Genomic DNA, 15,273 nt, shown 5'->3' with positions numbered 1-15,273 from the left:
CCCGGATGCGCATGTGAATTGACCTCCATGCCGATCACGACGACGGGAGAGCCAATGCTGCCTGCGTCTGCGTTCACCGCCCCGCGGCCTTATGCCGCCCTGGCGGACGCACGCCCCGCGAAGCAGGGCCTGTACGACCCCAGCAACGAGCACGACGCCTGCGGCGTCGGATTCGTCGCTTCGCTCAGCGGGGACGCCGAGCACCGCATCATCCAGCAGGCGCTCACCGTTCTGCGCAACCTCGAGCACCGCGGGGCCACCGGCTCCGAACCGGACTCGGGTGACGGTGCCGGCATTCTGACTCAGATCCCGCACGCCTTCTTCACGGCCAAGGCCGCGGAGGTCGGCTTCGAGCTGCCCGAGCAGGGCCGCTACGCCGTGGGCATCGCCTTCCTGCCGGACGACGACGCCGCCGACGCCGCCGCTGTCTCGTCCATCGAGACGATCGCCGCGGAGGAGGGCCTCACCGTCCTCGGCTGGCGCGACGTCCCGGTGACGCCCGACCTGCTGGGCGCCACCGCGCGCTCGGTCATGCCGCGCTTCCGCCAGCTCTTCGTCACCGACGCCGAGGAGCACCGGGCCGGCCTGGAGCTGGACCGGATCGCTTTCGTCGTGCGCAAGCGCGCCGAGCGGGAGAGCGGGGTCTACTTCCCCTCCCTGTCCGCGCGCACCATCGCCTACAAGGGCATGCTCACCACCGGGCAGCTGGAGCCGTTCTTCCCGGACCTCTCGGACCGGTCGTTCGCCTCCGCGCTCTGTCTCGTGCACTCCCGCTTCAGCACCAACACCTTCCCGAGCTGGCCGCTGGCGCACCCGTACCGCTTCGTCGCCCACAACGGTGAGATCAACACCGTCAAGGGCAACCGCAACTGGATGACGGCCCGCGAGTCGCAGCTGGCGACCGACCTCATCCCGGCCAACAAGAACGGGCAGGGTCTGGACCGGATCTTCCCGATCTGCACCCCGGACCACTCCGACACCGCCTCCTTCGACGAGGTGCTGGAGCTGCTCCACCTGGGCGGCCGTTCGCTGCCGCACGCGGTGCTGATGATGATCCCGGAGGCGTGGGAGAACCACGCCACGATGAGCCAGGCCCGCCGCGCCTTCTACCAGTTCCACTCGAACCTGATCGAGCCCTGGGACGGTCCGGCCTGCGTCACCTTCACCGACGGCACCCAGATCGGCGCCGTGCTCGACCGCAACGGCCTGCGTCCGGCCCGCTACTGGGTCACCGCCGACGGCCTGGTCGTGCTCGCCTCCGAGGTGGGCGTGCTCGACATCCCGCAGGACCAGGTGGTCCGCAAGGGCCGGCTGCAGCCGGGCCGGATGTTCCTGGTGGACACCGCCGAGGGCCGCATCGTCGACGACGAGGAGATCAAGTCCTCCCTCGCCGCCGAGCACCCCTACGAGGAGTGGCTGCACGCCGGCTCCATCAAGCTCGACGCGCTGCCCGAGCGCGAGCACATCGCGCACACCCACGCGTCGGTGACGCGTCGCCAGCAGACCTTCGGCTACACCGAGGAGGAGCTGCGCGTCATCCTGGCGCCGATGGCGAAGACCGGTGGCGAGGCGCTCGGCTCGATGGGGACCGACTCGCCCATCGCCGCGCTCAGCTCCAAGCCGCGCCTGCTCTTCGACTACTTCACCCAGCTGTTCGCGCAGGTCACCAACCCGCCGTTGGACGCGATCCGCGAGGAGCTGGTCACCTCGCTCGGCTCCAGCCTGGGCCCCGAGGGCAACCTGCTGCACCCCGAGGCCGCCTCCTGCCGCACCGTGGTCGTGCCGTTCCCGGTCATCGACAACGACGAGCTGGCCAAGCTGATCCACATCAACGCGGACGGCGACCTGCCGGGCCTGAAGGCGGTCACGCTCTCCGGCCTCTACCGGGTCTCCGGCGGCGGCGAGGCGCTTGCCGCCCGCCTGGCGGAGATAGCGGCCGAGGCCGACGCGGCGATCGCCGACGGCGCCCGCCTGATCGTGCTCTCCGACCGCCACTCGGACGCCGAGCACGCGCCGATCCCCTCGCTGCTGCTCACCTCCGCGGTGCACCACCACCTGATCCGCACCAAGCAGCGCACCCACGTCGGCCTGATCGTCGAGGCCGGTGACGTGCGCGAGGTGCACCACGTCGCGCTGCTGATCGGCTACGGCGCGGGCGCGGTCAACCCCTACCTGGCCATGGAGTCCGTCGAGGACCTGGTCGCGCAGGGCACCTTCATCACCGGCATCGAGCCGGAGAAGGCGATCCGCAACCTGATCAAGGCGCTGGGCAAGGGCGTGCTGAAGGTGATGTCCAAGATGGGCATCTCCACCGTCGCCTCCTACCGCGGCGCCCAGGTCTTCGAGGCCATCGGCCTCGGCCAGGAGCTGGTCGACACCTACTTCGCGGGCACCACCACCAAGCTCGGCGGGATCACCCTGGAGGAGATCGCCAAGGAGACCGCCGCCCGCCACGCCCAGGCCTACCCGGCCTCCGGCATCTCCCCGGCGCACCGTCGCCTGGAGATCGGCGGCGAGTACCAGTGGCGCCGCGAGGGCGAGCCGCACCTGTTCGACCCGGAGACCGTCTTCCGGCTCCAGCACGCGACCCGCACCAAGCGCTACGACATCTTCAAGCAGTACACCTCGCGCGTGAACGAGCAGTCCGAGCGCCTGATGACGCTGCGCGGACTGTTCAAGTTCAAGCCGGGCGCCGAGCGCGGGCCGATCCCGATCGAGGAGGTCGAGTCGGTCGCCGAGATCGTCAAGCGCTTCTCGACCGGTGCGATGTCCTACGGGTCCATCTCGCTGGAGGCCCACGAGACGCTCGCCATCGCCATGAACCAGATCGGTGGCAAGTCCAACACCGGTGAGGGCGGCGAGGACCCGGAGCGCCTGTACGACCCGGCGCGCCGCTCGGCGATCAAGCAGGTCGCCTCCGGCCGCTTCGGCGTCACCAGCGAGTACCTGGTCAACGCGGACGACATCCAGATCAAGATGGCCCAGGGCGCCAAGCCCGGTGAGGGCGGTCAGCTGCCCGGCCACAAGGTCTACCCGTGGGTGGCCAAGACCCGGCACAGCACCCCCGGCGTCGGCCTGATCTCCCCGCCGCCGCACCACGACATCTACTCCATCGAGGACCTCGCCCAGCTCATCCACGACCTGAAGAACGCCAACCCGGTCGCCCGCATCCACGTGAAGCTGGTCTCCGAGGTCGGCGTCGGGACGGTCGCGGCGGGCGTCAGCAAGGCCCACGCGGACGTCGTGCTGGTCTCCGGCCACGACGGCGGAACGGGCGCCAGCCCGCTGACCTCCCTCAAGCACGCCGGTGGCCCCTGGGAGCTCGGCCTGGCCGAGACCCAGCAGACGCTGCTGCTCAACGGCCTGCGCGACCGCATCGTCGTGCAGACCGACGGCCAGCTGAAGACAGGCCGCGACGTGGTCATCGCCGCGCTGCTCGGCGCCGAGGAGTTCGGTTTCGCGACCGCGCCGCTCGTCGTCTCCGGCTGCATCATGATGCGCGTCTGCCACCTGGACACCTGCCCCGTCGGCGTCGCCACGCAGAACCCGGTGCTGCGCGAGCGCTTCTCCGGCAAGCCGGAGTTCGTGGTGAACTTCTTCGAGTTCATCGCCGAGGAGGTCCGCGAGATCCTCGCGGAGCTGGGCTTCCGCTCCATCGAGGAGGCCGTCGGCCACGCCGAGTTCATCGACGCGACCGAGGCGATCGACCACTGGAAGGCCAGCGGCCTGGACATCGCGCCGCTGCTGCACGTCCCGGACACCGGCTCCTCGCTGCACCAGACCACGGTCCAGGACCACGGGCTGGACAAGGCCCTCGACAACCAGCTCATCGCGCTGGCCGAGGACGCCCTGGAGCGCGGCGACGCCGTCAAGATCCAGCTGCCGGTCCGCAACGTCAACCGCACCGTCGGCACCATGCTCGGCTACGAGGTGACCAAGCGTTACCGCGGCGAGGGTCTGCCCGAGGGCACCATCGACGTCACCCTGACCGGCTCCGCCGGCCAGTCGCTGGGCGCCTTCGTGCCGCGCGGCGTCACCATCCGCCTCGAGGGCGACACCAACGACTACGTCGGCAAGGGTCTGTCCGGCGGTGTCGTGATCGTCCGCCCGTCCCGCGAGGCCTCCGCGATCGGCGCCGACGCGCAGAACCACGTGATCGCCGGCAACACCGTCGGCTACGGTGCCACCTCGGGCCGGATCCACCTGCGCGGCAAGGCCGGTGAGCGCTTCGCCGTCCGCAACTCCGGCGCCACCCTCGTCGTCGAGGGCGTGGGCGACCACGGCCTGGAGTACATGACCGGTGGTCGCGTCGTCATCCTCGGCGAGACCGGCCGCAACCTCGCGGCCGGCATGTCCGGCGGTATCGGCTACGTCCTCGACCTGCGTCCGGCCAACGTCAACGGCGGCCAGGTCGGCATCGAGGCGCCCGACGCCAAGGACCGCGAGTGGCTGCGCGAGACCGTGCAGCAGCACTACGAGGAGACCGGCTCCACGGTGGCAGCCGAGCTCCTGGCCGACTGGGGCAGCGGCGTCTCCCGCTTCTCCAAGATCATGCCCACCGACTACAAGGCCGTGCTCGCCGCCAAGGACGCCGCCGAGCGAGACGGACTCTCCGAGTCCGAGACCACCCGGAAGATGATGGAGGCGGCAAATGGCTGACCCGAAGGGCTTCCTCACCACCCCCAAGCAGCTCGCCGAGCGCCGTCCGGTCGCCGAGCGCGTCCGGGACTGGAACGAGGTCTACGTCGAGCGCTCGCTGCTGCCCATCATCAGCAAGCAGGCCGGCCGCTGCATGGACTGCGGCATCCCGTTCTGCCACAACGGCTGCCCGCTCGGGAACCTCATCCCCGAGTGGAACGACCTGGCCTTCCGCGACGACTGGAAGGGCGCCAGCGAGCGCCTGCACGCGACCAACAACTTCCCGGAGTTCACCGGTCGCCTCTGCCCGGCCCCGTGTGAGTCGGCGTGTGTCCTGGGCATCAACCAGGACGCGGTGACCATCAAGAACGTCGAGGTCACCATCATCGACAAGGCCTGGGACAACGGCAGCGTCACGCCGCAGGTCCCGGACCGCCTCTCCGGCAAGACGGTCGCCGTCGTGGGCTCCGGCCCCTCGGGCCTGGCCGTCGCCCAGCAGCTCACCCGGGCCGGGCACACGGTGGTGGTGTACGAGCGCGCCGACCGCATCGGCGGCCTGCTGCGCTACGGCATCCCCGAGTTCAAGATGGAGAAGCGCCACGTCAACCGCCGCGTCGAGCAGATGCGCGCGGAGGGCACCCGGTTCCGCACCGGTGTCGAGGTGGGCGTCGACATCACCGGCCGTCAGCTGCGCGAGCGCTTCGACGCGGTCGTGATCGCGGCCGGCGCGACCACCGCCCGCGACCTGAACGTCCCGGGCCGCGAGCTGGCCGGCATCCACCAGGCCATGGAGTACCTGCCGCTGGCCAACAAGGTGCAGGAAGGCGACTACGTCGACTCCCCGATCAGCGCCGCCGGCAAGCACGTCGTGGTCATCGGCGGCGGCGACACCGGTGCCGACTGTGTCGGCACCGCGCACCGCCAGGGCGCCGCGTCGGTGACCCAGCTGGAGATCATGCCCCAGCCCAGCGACGACCGGCCCGCCGGCCAGCCCTGGCCGACCATGCCGATGGTCTTCAAGGTCACCTCGGCCCATGAGGAGGGCGGCGAGCGGATCTACTCCGTGAACACCACCCACTTCACCGGGGACGAGGAGGGCAACGTCCAGCAGCTCCACCTGGTTGAGGTAGTGTTCCGCGAGGGCCGCTTCGAGCCGGTCCCCGGCACCGAGCGGGCCATCCCGGCCCAGCTGGTCACCCTGGCCATGGGCTTCACGGGCACCGACGTGAAGAACGGCCTGGTCGAGCAGCTCGGTGTGGACCTTGACGCGCGAGGCAACGTCGCCCGCGACAGTCGATTCGCCACCAACGTCGATGGCGTCTTCGTGGCCGGTGACGCCGGCCGCGGCCAGTCGCTGATCGTCTGGGCCATCGCCGAAGGCCGCTCCGCGGCCAAGGCGGTCGACTCCTTCCTCTCGGGCCGCGCCTCCACGCTGCCCGCCCCGATCCGCCCGACGGACCGTCCGCTGACGGTCTGACGGGTCAGCCACGTGGCCTGCAACGGCGCCGGATCGCACGCGGCGAACTGAAGCGGCACCCGCCCCCTGTCCCCGACCAAGTTCGGGGGGCTGGTGCCGTTGTTCGTTATCCGCGCGTCGGCGCCTCGGGCAGTCCGGAGCCGACATTGATCACGGTGCGGCCGTCCAGGACGTCGTTCAGGTGGACCGCGACGGGAGCGAGCCGCAGGTCCGCTGGGCAGGCCGTGCCGGGGGACATGGAGACGGGCTTGTCGGTCGCACCGACCACCACCACGTCCTTCGTCTCGTAGACCAGACCCGACGGCGGCTGCTGACCGCAGCCGGTGGCCACGCCGAGGGTCAGCGTGCGGCCGTCGGCGGAGACGGACTCCAGCAACGCTCCCTGGTAGCCGTTCAGCCTGGGTTCGTCGACCGGGTTGGGAAGCGTCTCCGGCTTGACCGCCGCAAAGACGAACTCGCCCTGGTAGCCCTGGATCCGGAAGGCCCATGCGGGCACCGTCGCCGGGCCCTGGCTGGTGCGCACCCGTTCGGTCGTGGCCCGTGCGGCGGTGACCGTCAGCCAGGTCGGGCAGCCCCCGGCGGCGGGGCAGTGGCCGGTTCCCTCGGTGCGCAGCGCCTGGTCGGCGCTGAGTCCGGGGCGGGTCGCCCGGGTGCCGCTGTCGAAGTGCACGGTCTGCTGTGTCGGACCGGTCGGCAGCGTCACGGAGAAGTGGAACTGCCCGGCCAGGTACGCCGCCTTGTCCGCGCCCGAGTGGAACGCGCCGGCCGGGAGCTGCGTCGTGCCGTCGAGAGGCACGTAGCCCGCCTCCCAGGTCTGCTGCGTGGGGGAGCCGACCCAGGAGGCGGCGAGTTGGGCCGCGCGCTGCGGGAAGGGGGTGCCCAGTGTGCTGGCCGGCGGTTCCACCGCGACCTGGTGCGACGAGGCGCAGCCGGCCGCGCCGGCCAGGAGGACGGCTGTGAGGATCAGTGCTCGGGTGACGCGCATGTCCCTGGGACGTGCGCCGGTCCGTGCCGGTTCCCGCAACGCCGCAGGGCCGGACCCGCGGACGCGGATCCGGCCCCTACGGCTTGCTGCCGCCGTTACGCGGCGGCCTTGCGGCGCGCCCGGCGGGAGGCGGCCCAGCCGGTGCCGAGGGCGGCGATGGCGGCCGCGCCCAGGCTGATGGAGAGCATCGTCGCGCCGTTGTCGGACGTGGCCGAGGCCGCGGCCGGGGAGGCCTGGATCGCCTCGGGGGTGTCGCCGTTGTCACCGTGCTTGATCGGCTTCACCGAAGCGACCGAACCGTCGGTGTTGAGCAGCACCCGCACGTTGTTCGGGTGCTTGAAGTCGAAGCCGTAGCTCAGGTGACCGGCCGTGGCGTCGAAGGAGCCGTCGCCGATCCGGCCGAGCCGCCAGTTGTCCTCGATGAAGCGGGTGATCGAGGACTGCGAGGTGTAGGTGTGCGAGATGTGGTTGGTCTGCGCGTAGGGCGAGATCAGCAGCAGCGGCTGACGCGGGCCGGTGCCGCAGCGGTCGGCGTAGCCCTTCTTCGCGGCCGGACCGGCCTGGCAGGCCGGGGAGTCGGTGGCGACGCCGCCGGAGGCCTGGGTGCTGTCCTTCGAGCCGTTGGTCGGCGCGTGGTAGACGTGGTCGTACCAGCCGTCGGAGTCGTCGTAGGCGACGACGACCGCGGTGGAGGACCACTCCGGGGAGGACTCCAGCGCGTTGATCTGCTGGACCAGGAAGTGCTGCTCGTCGATCGGGTCGGAGTAGGCGGCGTGGCCGTCCTGGTACTCGCCCGCCTTCAGGAAGCTGACGGCCGGCAGGTTGCCGTGGGCCAGCGCCGAGTCGAAGTCGGTCAGGTCGTACTCGTGGTTGGCGCGACCGGCGTTGCCGATCTCCGACACGCTCGCCGGGGCCAGGTGGTGCGGGTTCGAGGTCGACTTGTAGTACTCGAACGGGTTGTGGTGCGCGCTGTAGTCCGCGACCGTGGCGCCGCCGGCGTTGGTGTGCGTGGCGCCGCAGGTCGCGTAGCCGCTGGTGCCGTTGTACGCCGTGGTCGGACGGAAACCGCCCTGGAACCAGCCCCAGGTCACGTGCTTGGCGTTGAGCAGGTCGCCGACGTTCTTGCCCTGCATCTCGGCCAGCGGGTTGTTCGAGGCGTGATTGTTGTCGGCGCAGTCGTCGTAGGCCGGGTCCGGGTCGCCGACGACGGTGCCGACGCCCTGGGCATTGGGCGAGTGCACCGTGTAGGAGTCCGGCGTGGTGGTCTGCGTCGGGTTCGTGGTGCTGCCGTTGCCGGTGACCGAGACGACGCCGTGCGTCTGGCCGGAGACCAGGCTGAGGGCACCGGGGGTGGACGGGCCGTAGACGTCCGAGAAGGAGTTGTCGCTCAGCGTGTAGTGCTGGGCGTAGTTCCACATGGCCGTGACGGTGTTGCCGTCGAAGTAGTCCATGGCCAGGCCCGGGGCGCCGAACAGGCCGCCGGAGCAGGTGTCCTTGGAGGTGTACTGGACGAACTTGTCCATCTTGCCGCCGTCGGCGGCGTACTGCTCCGGCGTGTAGTTGTGGTTCTGGTCGCAGGTCAGGGCCTGCTTGCCGGAGAGGCGCTGCGGCGCATAGAGGTTCGGGTTGCTGGTCAGCAGACCGGAGTTGACCAGGTTGTTCGACTTCGGCGTGTTCTTCGCCGCGGTGAACGGGGTGCCGTCGGTGTTGGCGGCCTTCGGGTAGGTGCCGAAGTAGTGGTCGAAGGAGACGTTCTCCTGGAAGATCACCACCAGGTGCTTGATCGGCGTGGTGGTGTGCACCTTGCCGTGCCCGCCGTGGTTTCCGTTGTCGGCCGAGTCCGCCCAGGCCGGCGCGATGCCCGCGGCGACCGTCAGTGCCGCCGCGCCCGCCAGCGCGGCCCAGCGCCGACCGCGCCGTGCGCCGGTCGTCCTATCCGTGTTGCCGCTCATCCCGCATCCCCTCCGTGCCAACACTCTTGAACTTCGCGTCCGCATCTTTCGCGCAGCGGCCGACGCGCCGGAACCTCTCAGATGACGGGTCAGTAAACGGCAGGGGAAGCCTGGTCTCTGCGCGCGTAGATCATGTGAGCAGTCCTCGGGCAAAACGGTCGTTCGGGTCGGTAACACCCGGGAGCGCGAAGAAGTAGCCCCCGCCGAAGGGACGGATGTAGTCGACCAGCGGCTCCCCGGCCAGCCGCCGCTGCACGGTGGCGAACTGACGCTCCAGATCCTGCTGGAACGCGCAGAAGACCAGGCCCATGTCGAGGTTGCCGTTGGCGTCGGTGCCCCGGTCGTAGTTGAAGCCGCGGCGCAGCAGCCGCTGGTCCGCGCTCTGCGGCGTCCGCGGGTTGGCCAGGCGGATGTGCGAGTCCATCGGGATGACGTCGCCGGTCGGGTCCGAGCCGAAGTCGGGTGTGTCGGTCTCGGTCCGTCCGTCCAGCGGAGCGCCGGAGTCCTTGCGGCGGCCGAACATCCGCTCCTGCTCGGTGATGCCGACCCGGTCCCAGAACTCCACCAGCATCCGGATCAGCCGGACGGCCAGGTAGGAGCCGTTGGCCGCCCAGGCGGGCTCGCCCTGCCCGGCGCCGACCCAGAGCAGGCGGTCCATCAGCCGGGCGTCCGTGGTGTCGGGGTTGGCGGTGCCGTCGCGGAACCCCATCAGGTTGCGCGGCGTGCCGACCGGGCGCGGCGGGGAGGAGAAGCCGTCGATCCGCCACCGGACCTGCATCCCGCCGCGGGTGTGCCGGGCCAGGTCGCGCAGCGCGTAGGCGAGCACGTCGGTGTCGTCGGCCTCCAGCTGCAGCAGCAGGTCGCCGTGGCAGACGGAGGGGTCGAGGTCGTCGTCGGGGAAGTCCGGCATGGCGGCGAGCCGCGCGGGCTTCCGCCCGGCGAGCCCGAAGCGCTCGTCGAAGAGGGAGGCGCCGACGGCGAGCAGCGCGGTGAGCGCGCCGCCGGGCGGGACCGGCCCGAGCACGCCGGAGTCGGCGGGCGGTGCGCTGATCCCGAGCGGTTCGGGCACGCCACCCGAGGTCAGCGCGCGCACCCGGTCGGTCAGCGTGGCGAACAGCTCGGCCAGGCCGGCGCGGTCGGCGGCGGTGACGTCGAAGGAGACGAAGGCGGCGACCTTGCGCTTCGGCGTCAGGATGCCCGCCTGGTGCACGCCGTGGAAGCCGCGCTCGGACTCCCCCGAGGGGGAGGAGGCCCGGGCGGACGCGGCCGCGCCCGTCAGCGCGGCCGCGGCCCCCGTGGCCAGCGCGCCTGCCAGCACGGACCGCCGTGCGAGGTCCTTCACTGCGTCCTCCGAATGTCCAGCACGGCCGCCACCGGCGCGAGCTGCTCGACCAGGTCCCCGAACACCGCGTTCAACCTCTCCCGCTGCGGTTGGGTGAGGCCGCCGAGCGGTACGCTCCCGTCCGCCGTGAGCTGCGCGCGGGCCGCCGCCATCGCCGCGTCGATCTGTGGCATCGGGACGCGGGAGGTCAGCAGCGGGCGCAGCAGGGAGAGCACCTCGGCGGTGCCGTCGAGGTTGGCGCCCACCGTCGCCAGGCTGGAGCCGCTGCCGTAGTCGGTGCGGCCGCTGAGCTCGAACTCGATGGCGTTCTCGACGATCTCGTGCGCCCGCACGCCGAGGACGGCCGGATCCAGCTGCACCTTCGGCCAGGCGGCGGCCAGCCCCTGCACGTCGGAGAGAAGCTTCGCCGCGACCGGCTCCAGGCCCGTGGTCGAGCCCTGGTGCCACAGCCCGTACCCGACGCCGTGGAAGCCGGTGGCCTGGCTGCGCGGTCCGTTGATCTCGCCGTCCACGTCCCCGAAGGCCCCGTACGCCGCGCCGAGGCGCTCGTAGGCGAGGTGCGCGGTGAGCCAGCGCTGCTTCGCGCCGGCCAGGTCGCCGGAGGCGACGGCGCTGTGCAGCGCGTCCACGTCCGTGACCAGGGCGGGCAGTTGACCGGCCACCCAGTGCTGGTAGGCCAGCGCGGCGGGGATCAGGTCCTGCTGGGTGACGGGCACGACGGCGGGCGTTCCGCGACCGTCGCCGGTGACCGTGACGGTCGGGCCGGTGACGGCGTCGGTGTCCTGCTGCAGGCAGCGGAAGGCGTAGGAGCCGGCCGCGAGGCGCACGAGGAGCGGCCGGGAGCGGTTCGGCGCCAGGCTCTCGACCTCGCCCAGGACCGCGCCGCTCCGCGGCTCGACGAGTTGGACGTCGGCGGGGGAGACGCCGCTGTTGGTGACGTCGAAGACCTGGAGCCCGGGGTGCCCCGAGGCCCAGCCCGTGCCGCAGCCGCCGGGGGAGGTCTGGACAGAGACGTGCGGGAGAGCGGCGTAGCCGTCGCCCTGCGCCACGCCGGCGCCAGGCGACCTCTGCGCGCCCCCCGAGAGTTGCCATACCGCCACGCCGGTCAGCGCGACTGCTGCGGCCGCGGCCAGCGCCGTCGTGCGCCCGGCCCGTTCCAGTCTTCCCCGTTCCACTTGCGGAAGCCTAAGCACCCGCGACGAGCGTTCGACAGGGGGAGGCGTGTACGGCAAGGAAGTGTTCCCCCGCAGTTCAGGTGCACGTACCGTGCGCGTACGTTTCGGAATCTTCAACGCTCCGTCGGACAAAAGACATCTGACGGACCGCCAGCACCCCGAAGCTACCCATGGGTAGGACCTAGGCTCGTTCCATGCGCCGAGCAAAAATCGTCTGTACCCTAGGCCCCGCCTCCGACAGCTTCGAGCAGATCAAAGCGCTCGTGAACGCCGGCATGGACGTGGCCCGCTTCAACCTCAGCCACGGCACCTACGCCGAGCACGAGGACCGTTACCGCCGAGTCCGCAAGGCCACCGACGAGACCGGCCACAGCGTCGGCATCCTGGTCGACCTGCAGGGCCCCAAGATCCGTCTGGAGACCTTCGCCGAGGGGCCCGTGCTCCTCGAGCGCGGGGACTCCTTCACCATCACCACCGAGGACGTCGAGGGCGACCGCCGCCGTTGCGGCACCACCTACAAGGGCCTGTGCCACGACGTCACCCCCGGTGAGCGCATCCTGGTCGACGACGGCCGGGTGTCGCTCGAAGTCACCGCCGTCGACGGCCACGAGGTGCACTGCACCGTCGTCGAGGGCGGCATGGTCTCCGACCACAAGGGCCTCAACCTCCCCGGTGTGGCCGTCTCCGTTCCCGCGCTCAGCGACAAGGACGTCGCCGACCTGCGCTGGGGGCTCCGGATCGGCGCCGACATGGTCGCCCTCTCCTTCGTCCGCAGTGCGGACGACATCAAGGACGTCCACCGCATCATGAGCGAGGAGGGGCGCTTCGTCCCGGTCATCGCCAAGGTGGAGAAGCCGCAGGCCGTCGAGAAGCTCGAAGAGATCGTGGACGCCTTCGACGGCGTCATGGTCGCCCGCGGCGACCTGGGCGTCGAGATGCCGCTGGAGCAGGTGCCGCTCGTGCAGAAGCGCGCCATCAAGCTCTGCCGCCGCAACGCCAAGCCGGTCATCGTCGCCACGCAGATGCTCGACTCCATGATCAGCGCCTCGCGGCCGACCCGCGCCGAGGCCTCCGACGTCGCCAACGCCGTGCTCGACGGCGCGGACGCGGTGATGCTTTCCGGCGAGACCAGCGTCGGCAAGTTCCCGGTGGAGACGGTCCAGACGATGTCCCGCATCGTCTGCGCGGCGGAGGAGGACATCCTCGCCGCGGGTCTGCCGCCGCTGACCACCACCAACAAGCCGCGCACCCAGGGCGGCGCGGTGGCCCGCGCGGCCGCCGAGATCGGCGACTTCCTGCACGCCCGCTACCTGGTGGCGTTCACCCAGTCCGGCGACACGGCGCGGCGGCTGTCCCGCTACCGCTCGCCGATCCCCGTGCTGGCCTTCACCTACGAACCGGCCGTGCGCAGCCAACTCGCGCTGACCTGGGGCGTGGAGACCTTCCTCGGTCCCTTCGTGGGGACCACCGACGAGATGATCGAGCAGGTCGACGCGCAGTTGCTGGCCATCGGCCGCTGCAAGGTCGGCGACATCGTCGTCATCACCGCCGGCTCCCCGCCCGGCCTGGCCGGCTCCACCAACCTGGTCCGCGTCCACCACGTCGGCCAGGACGACCTGCCGCTGCCGACCAAGCGGTAGACCGCACGCGACAGACAAAGGAGCCCGGCCGGAGCGACACTGCTCCGGCCGGGCTCGGTCATTCAGAAGGGGGGTCAGTGACCGCCCTCGTCCACGACCTCGACGTCCTCGATGTTCCGCTCGATCTCGGCGGTCTTCAGCGAGGTGGCGATGGCCCAGTAGTACACGCCGAGGGCGAAGACCGCGACGATGGCGATGTCGACCCAGAGCGGGATGTTGCCGGTGCCGCCGAACTGACCCTGCCAGGAGACCAGGCCGATGCCGATCAGGTAGACCGGCAGCCACTGAGCGGACTTCCAGTCCATCTTCGGCGCGTAGGGCTTGCCGCTGACGTTCGCGTACCAGGCGTAGCCGCCCATCAGCGCGTAGCCGAGCAGGATCGCGATGCCGAGACGCCACAGGGTGTCCCAGCCGGACCAGTAGATGATCAGGGTCGCGATGACGAACGACAGCGGCGAGATGACCTGGCCGAAGGGCAGGCGGTAGGGCCGCTCACGCGCCGGCAGCTGCTTGCGCAGCGCGCCGTAGGCGAGCGGGGCGCCCGCGTACATCAGCACCGAGGCCGAGGTGATGAAGGAGACCAGCGCCTGCCAGCTCGGGAACGGCAGGAAGCAGATGATGCCGACCACGAAGGAGATGATCAGGCCGAACCACGGCACGCCCTGGCGCTCGGTGCTCTCGAACAGCTTCGGCGCGTAGCCGTTGCGGCTCAGACCGTAGGAGATGCGCGAGGTGGAGGTGGTGTAGATCAGGCCGGTGCCGGCGGGGGAGACCACCGCGTCGATGTAGAGGACCACGGCGAGCCAGCCCAGGCCGACCAGCGAGGCGAGACCGGCCCACGGGCCGGAGATGCCCTGGTAGGCCAGGTTGGCCCAGCCCTTGGCGAAGGACGCGCCCGGCAGCGCACCGATGTAGGCGACCTGCAGGAAGACGTAGATCGCGGCGCCGATGGCGACCGAGCCGAGGACGGCGCGGGGGATGTCCTTCTTCGGGTTCTTGCTCTCACCGGCCAGCTGGATCGCCTGCTCGAAACCGAGCAGCGCGAAGATGATGCCGGAGGTGCTGATCGCGGCCAGGATGCCCTTGCCGCCGAACGGCATGAAGCCGTGCGAGGTGAAGTTGCTGCCGTGGAAGTGCGTCAGCGCCACCACGAAGATCGTCACCAGCGGGACGAAGATCTTCCACCAGGTCGCGGCGCTGTTGGTATGGGCGAGCACCTTGACGCCCAGGAAGTTCACCGCGACGAAGACCGCCATGAGCACACAGGCGACCAGGAAGCCGGAGGTGGTCAGCGTGCCGTTGGCGTTCTGGAAGCCCGCGGCCCAGGACCAGTGACCGGCGTAGCCGATCATGGCCTCGACCTCGATCGGGGCGACCGTGGCGGCCTGCAGCCAGGAGAACCAGCCGAAGGACATGCCGGCGAGCCCGCCGAAGGTGTAGTGCGGGTAGCGCGCGGTGCCGCCGGCGACCGGGAACATGCCACCGAGCTCGGCGTGCACCAGGGCCAGCAGGACGATGGCGATCGCGCCGATCCCCCAGGAGATGACGGCGGCCGGGCCGGCCACCATGACGGCGTTCTTGGCGCCATAGAGCCATCCGGATCCGATAATCGAACCAACGGATGCCCACGTCAGGCCGATCAGGCCGACCTCTCGGCGGAGGGTCCTGCCCTTGACAGGGGATGAGGGCAGTTGGGTGCTCGTGCTCATGCAAGGCCTCTCGAGGGTGGGGAGCTGTTGCTTGAGAGTTGCCCAACCGTAAGGGCGATATTTATCCCATGCATAGACACCGTTACTGAATAGATGCCTGTAAGAGCAGCTCAGAGAATGCTCAAGTGGCTGAGGAAGATTTGAGCATGGCTCAGGCTGGTACAGAATATTCAGAGATCTACGCGAGTTGACCTAAGAATCTCAAGGTCTTCGACCCTGCTGCATGGGATTCTTCGACCGCGTGAATGGCGGCATGCAGACGACCTGGTGGCAGGGGGTAAGGGGCGCTCTGGGGCGCCGTCGCTTTCACGTCTGGACGTCCGCTCAGCGGTACTGTCTCAGCATATGAGAAAGG

8 protein-coding genes are annotated in these 15,273 nt (G+C 70.3%); 3 read left to right on the top strand and 5 right to left on the bottom strand.

The genetic code is table 11. The features are described 5' to 3' along the window. Window positions 1–54: 54 nt before the first annotated feature. Together gltB and DN069_RS16665 are read left to right on the top strand one after the other, a co-directional pair. The gene (gltB, locus tag DN069_RS16670; RefSeq protein WP_111501788.1) at window positions 55–4,659 is read left to right on the top strand and encodes a glutamate synthase large subunit; all 4,605 of its coding nucleotides are present in this window, start codon (window positions 55–57) and stop codon (window positions 4,657–4,659) included. Then, window positions 4,652–6,115, top strand: coding sequence for a glutamate synthase subunit beta (locus tag DN069_RS16665; protein ID WP_111501787.1), 1,464 nt, complete (start codon window positions 4,652–4,654; stop codon window positions 6,113–6,115). Before gltB ends, DN069_RS16665 begins: the two co-directional genes overlap by 8 nt. Window positions 6,116–6,221: 106 nt before the next feature. On the opposite strand, the gene DN069_RS16660 is transcribed toward DN069_RS16665, so the two are convergent. The 4 genes from DN069_RS16660 to DN069_RS41595 all read right to left on the bottom strand — a co-directional run bounded on the left by DN069_RS16660 (window position 6,222) and on the right by DN069_RS41595 (window position 11,569). Continuing rightward, entirely contained in the window at window positions 6,222–7,100 is an 879-nt protein-coding gene (locus DN069_RS16660) for a hypothetical protein (RefSeq protein ID WP_111501786.1), read from the bottom strand. A gap of 95 nt (window positions 7,101–7,195) precedes the next feature. Continuing rightward, entirely contained in the window at window positions 7,196–9,052 is a 1,857-nt protein-coding gene (locus DN069_RS16655) for a phospholipase C (RefSeq protein ID WP_111501785.1), read from the bottom strand. Between the two features lie 130 nt (window positions 9,053–9,182). Next, on the bottom strand, window positions 9,183–10,394 hold the full coding sequence (efeB, locus tag DN069_RS41600) for an iron uptake transporter deferrochelatase/peroxidase subunit (RefSeq protein ID WP_243639322.1): 1,212 nt from the start codon (window positions 10,392–10,394) through the stop codon (window positions 9,183–9,185). Further along, window positions 10,391–11,569, bottom strand: coding sequence for an EfeM/EfeO family lipoprotein (locus DN069_RS41595; protein WP_243639320.1), 1,179 nt, complete (start codon window positions 11,567–11,569; stop codon window positions 10,391–10,393). Before DN069_RS41595 ends, efeB begins: the two co-directional genes overlap by 4 nt. Window positions 11,570–11,763: 194 nt before the next feature. Between DN069_RS41595 and pyk the strand changes: the two genes are divergently transcribed. Next, window positions 11,764–13,209 carry a pyruvate kinase gene (gene pyk, locus DN069_RS16645; RefSeq protein ID WP_111501784.1) on the top strand — a complete coding sequence of 482 codons (1,446 nt, stop codon included), beginning with the start codon at window positions 11,764–11,766 and terminating at the stop codon, window positions 13,207–13,209. 74 nt (window positions 13,210–13,283) lie between these two features. On the opposite strand, the gene DN069_RS16640 is transcribed toward pyk, so the two are convergent. Beyond that, window positions 13,284–14,918 carry an APC family permease gene (locus tag DN069_RS16640; RefSeq protein ID WP_111501783.1) on the bottom strand — a complete coding sequence of 545 codons (1,635 nt, stop codon included), beginning with the start codon at window positions 14,916–14,918 and terminating at the stop codon, window positions 13,284–13,286. Window positions 14,919–15,273 lie beyond the last annotated feature (355 nt).

It is taken from the genome of Streptacidiphilus pinicola (assembly GCF_003258295.1).
Taxonomy (GTDB): Bacteria; Actinomycetota; Actinomycetes; order Streptomycetales; family Streptomycetaceae; genus Streptacidiphilus; species Streptacidiphilus pinicola.
Note: the sequence above shows the minus strand (reverse complement) of the source record. Positions and strands in the feature narration are given on the sequence as shown.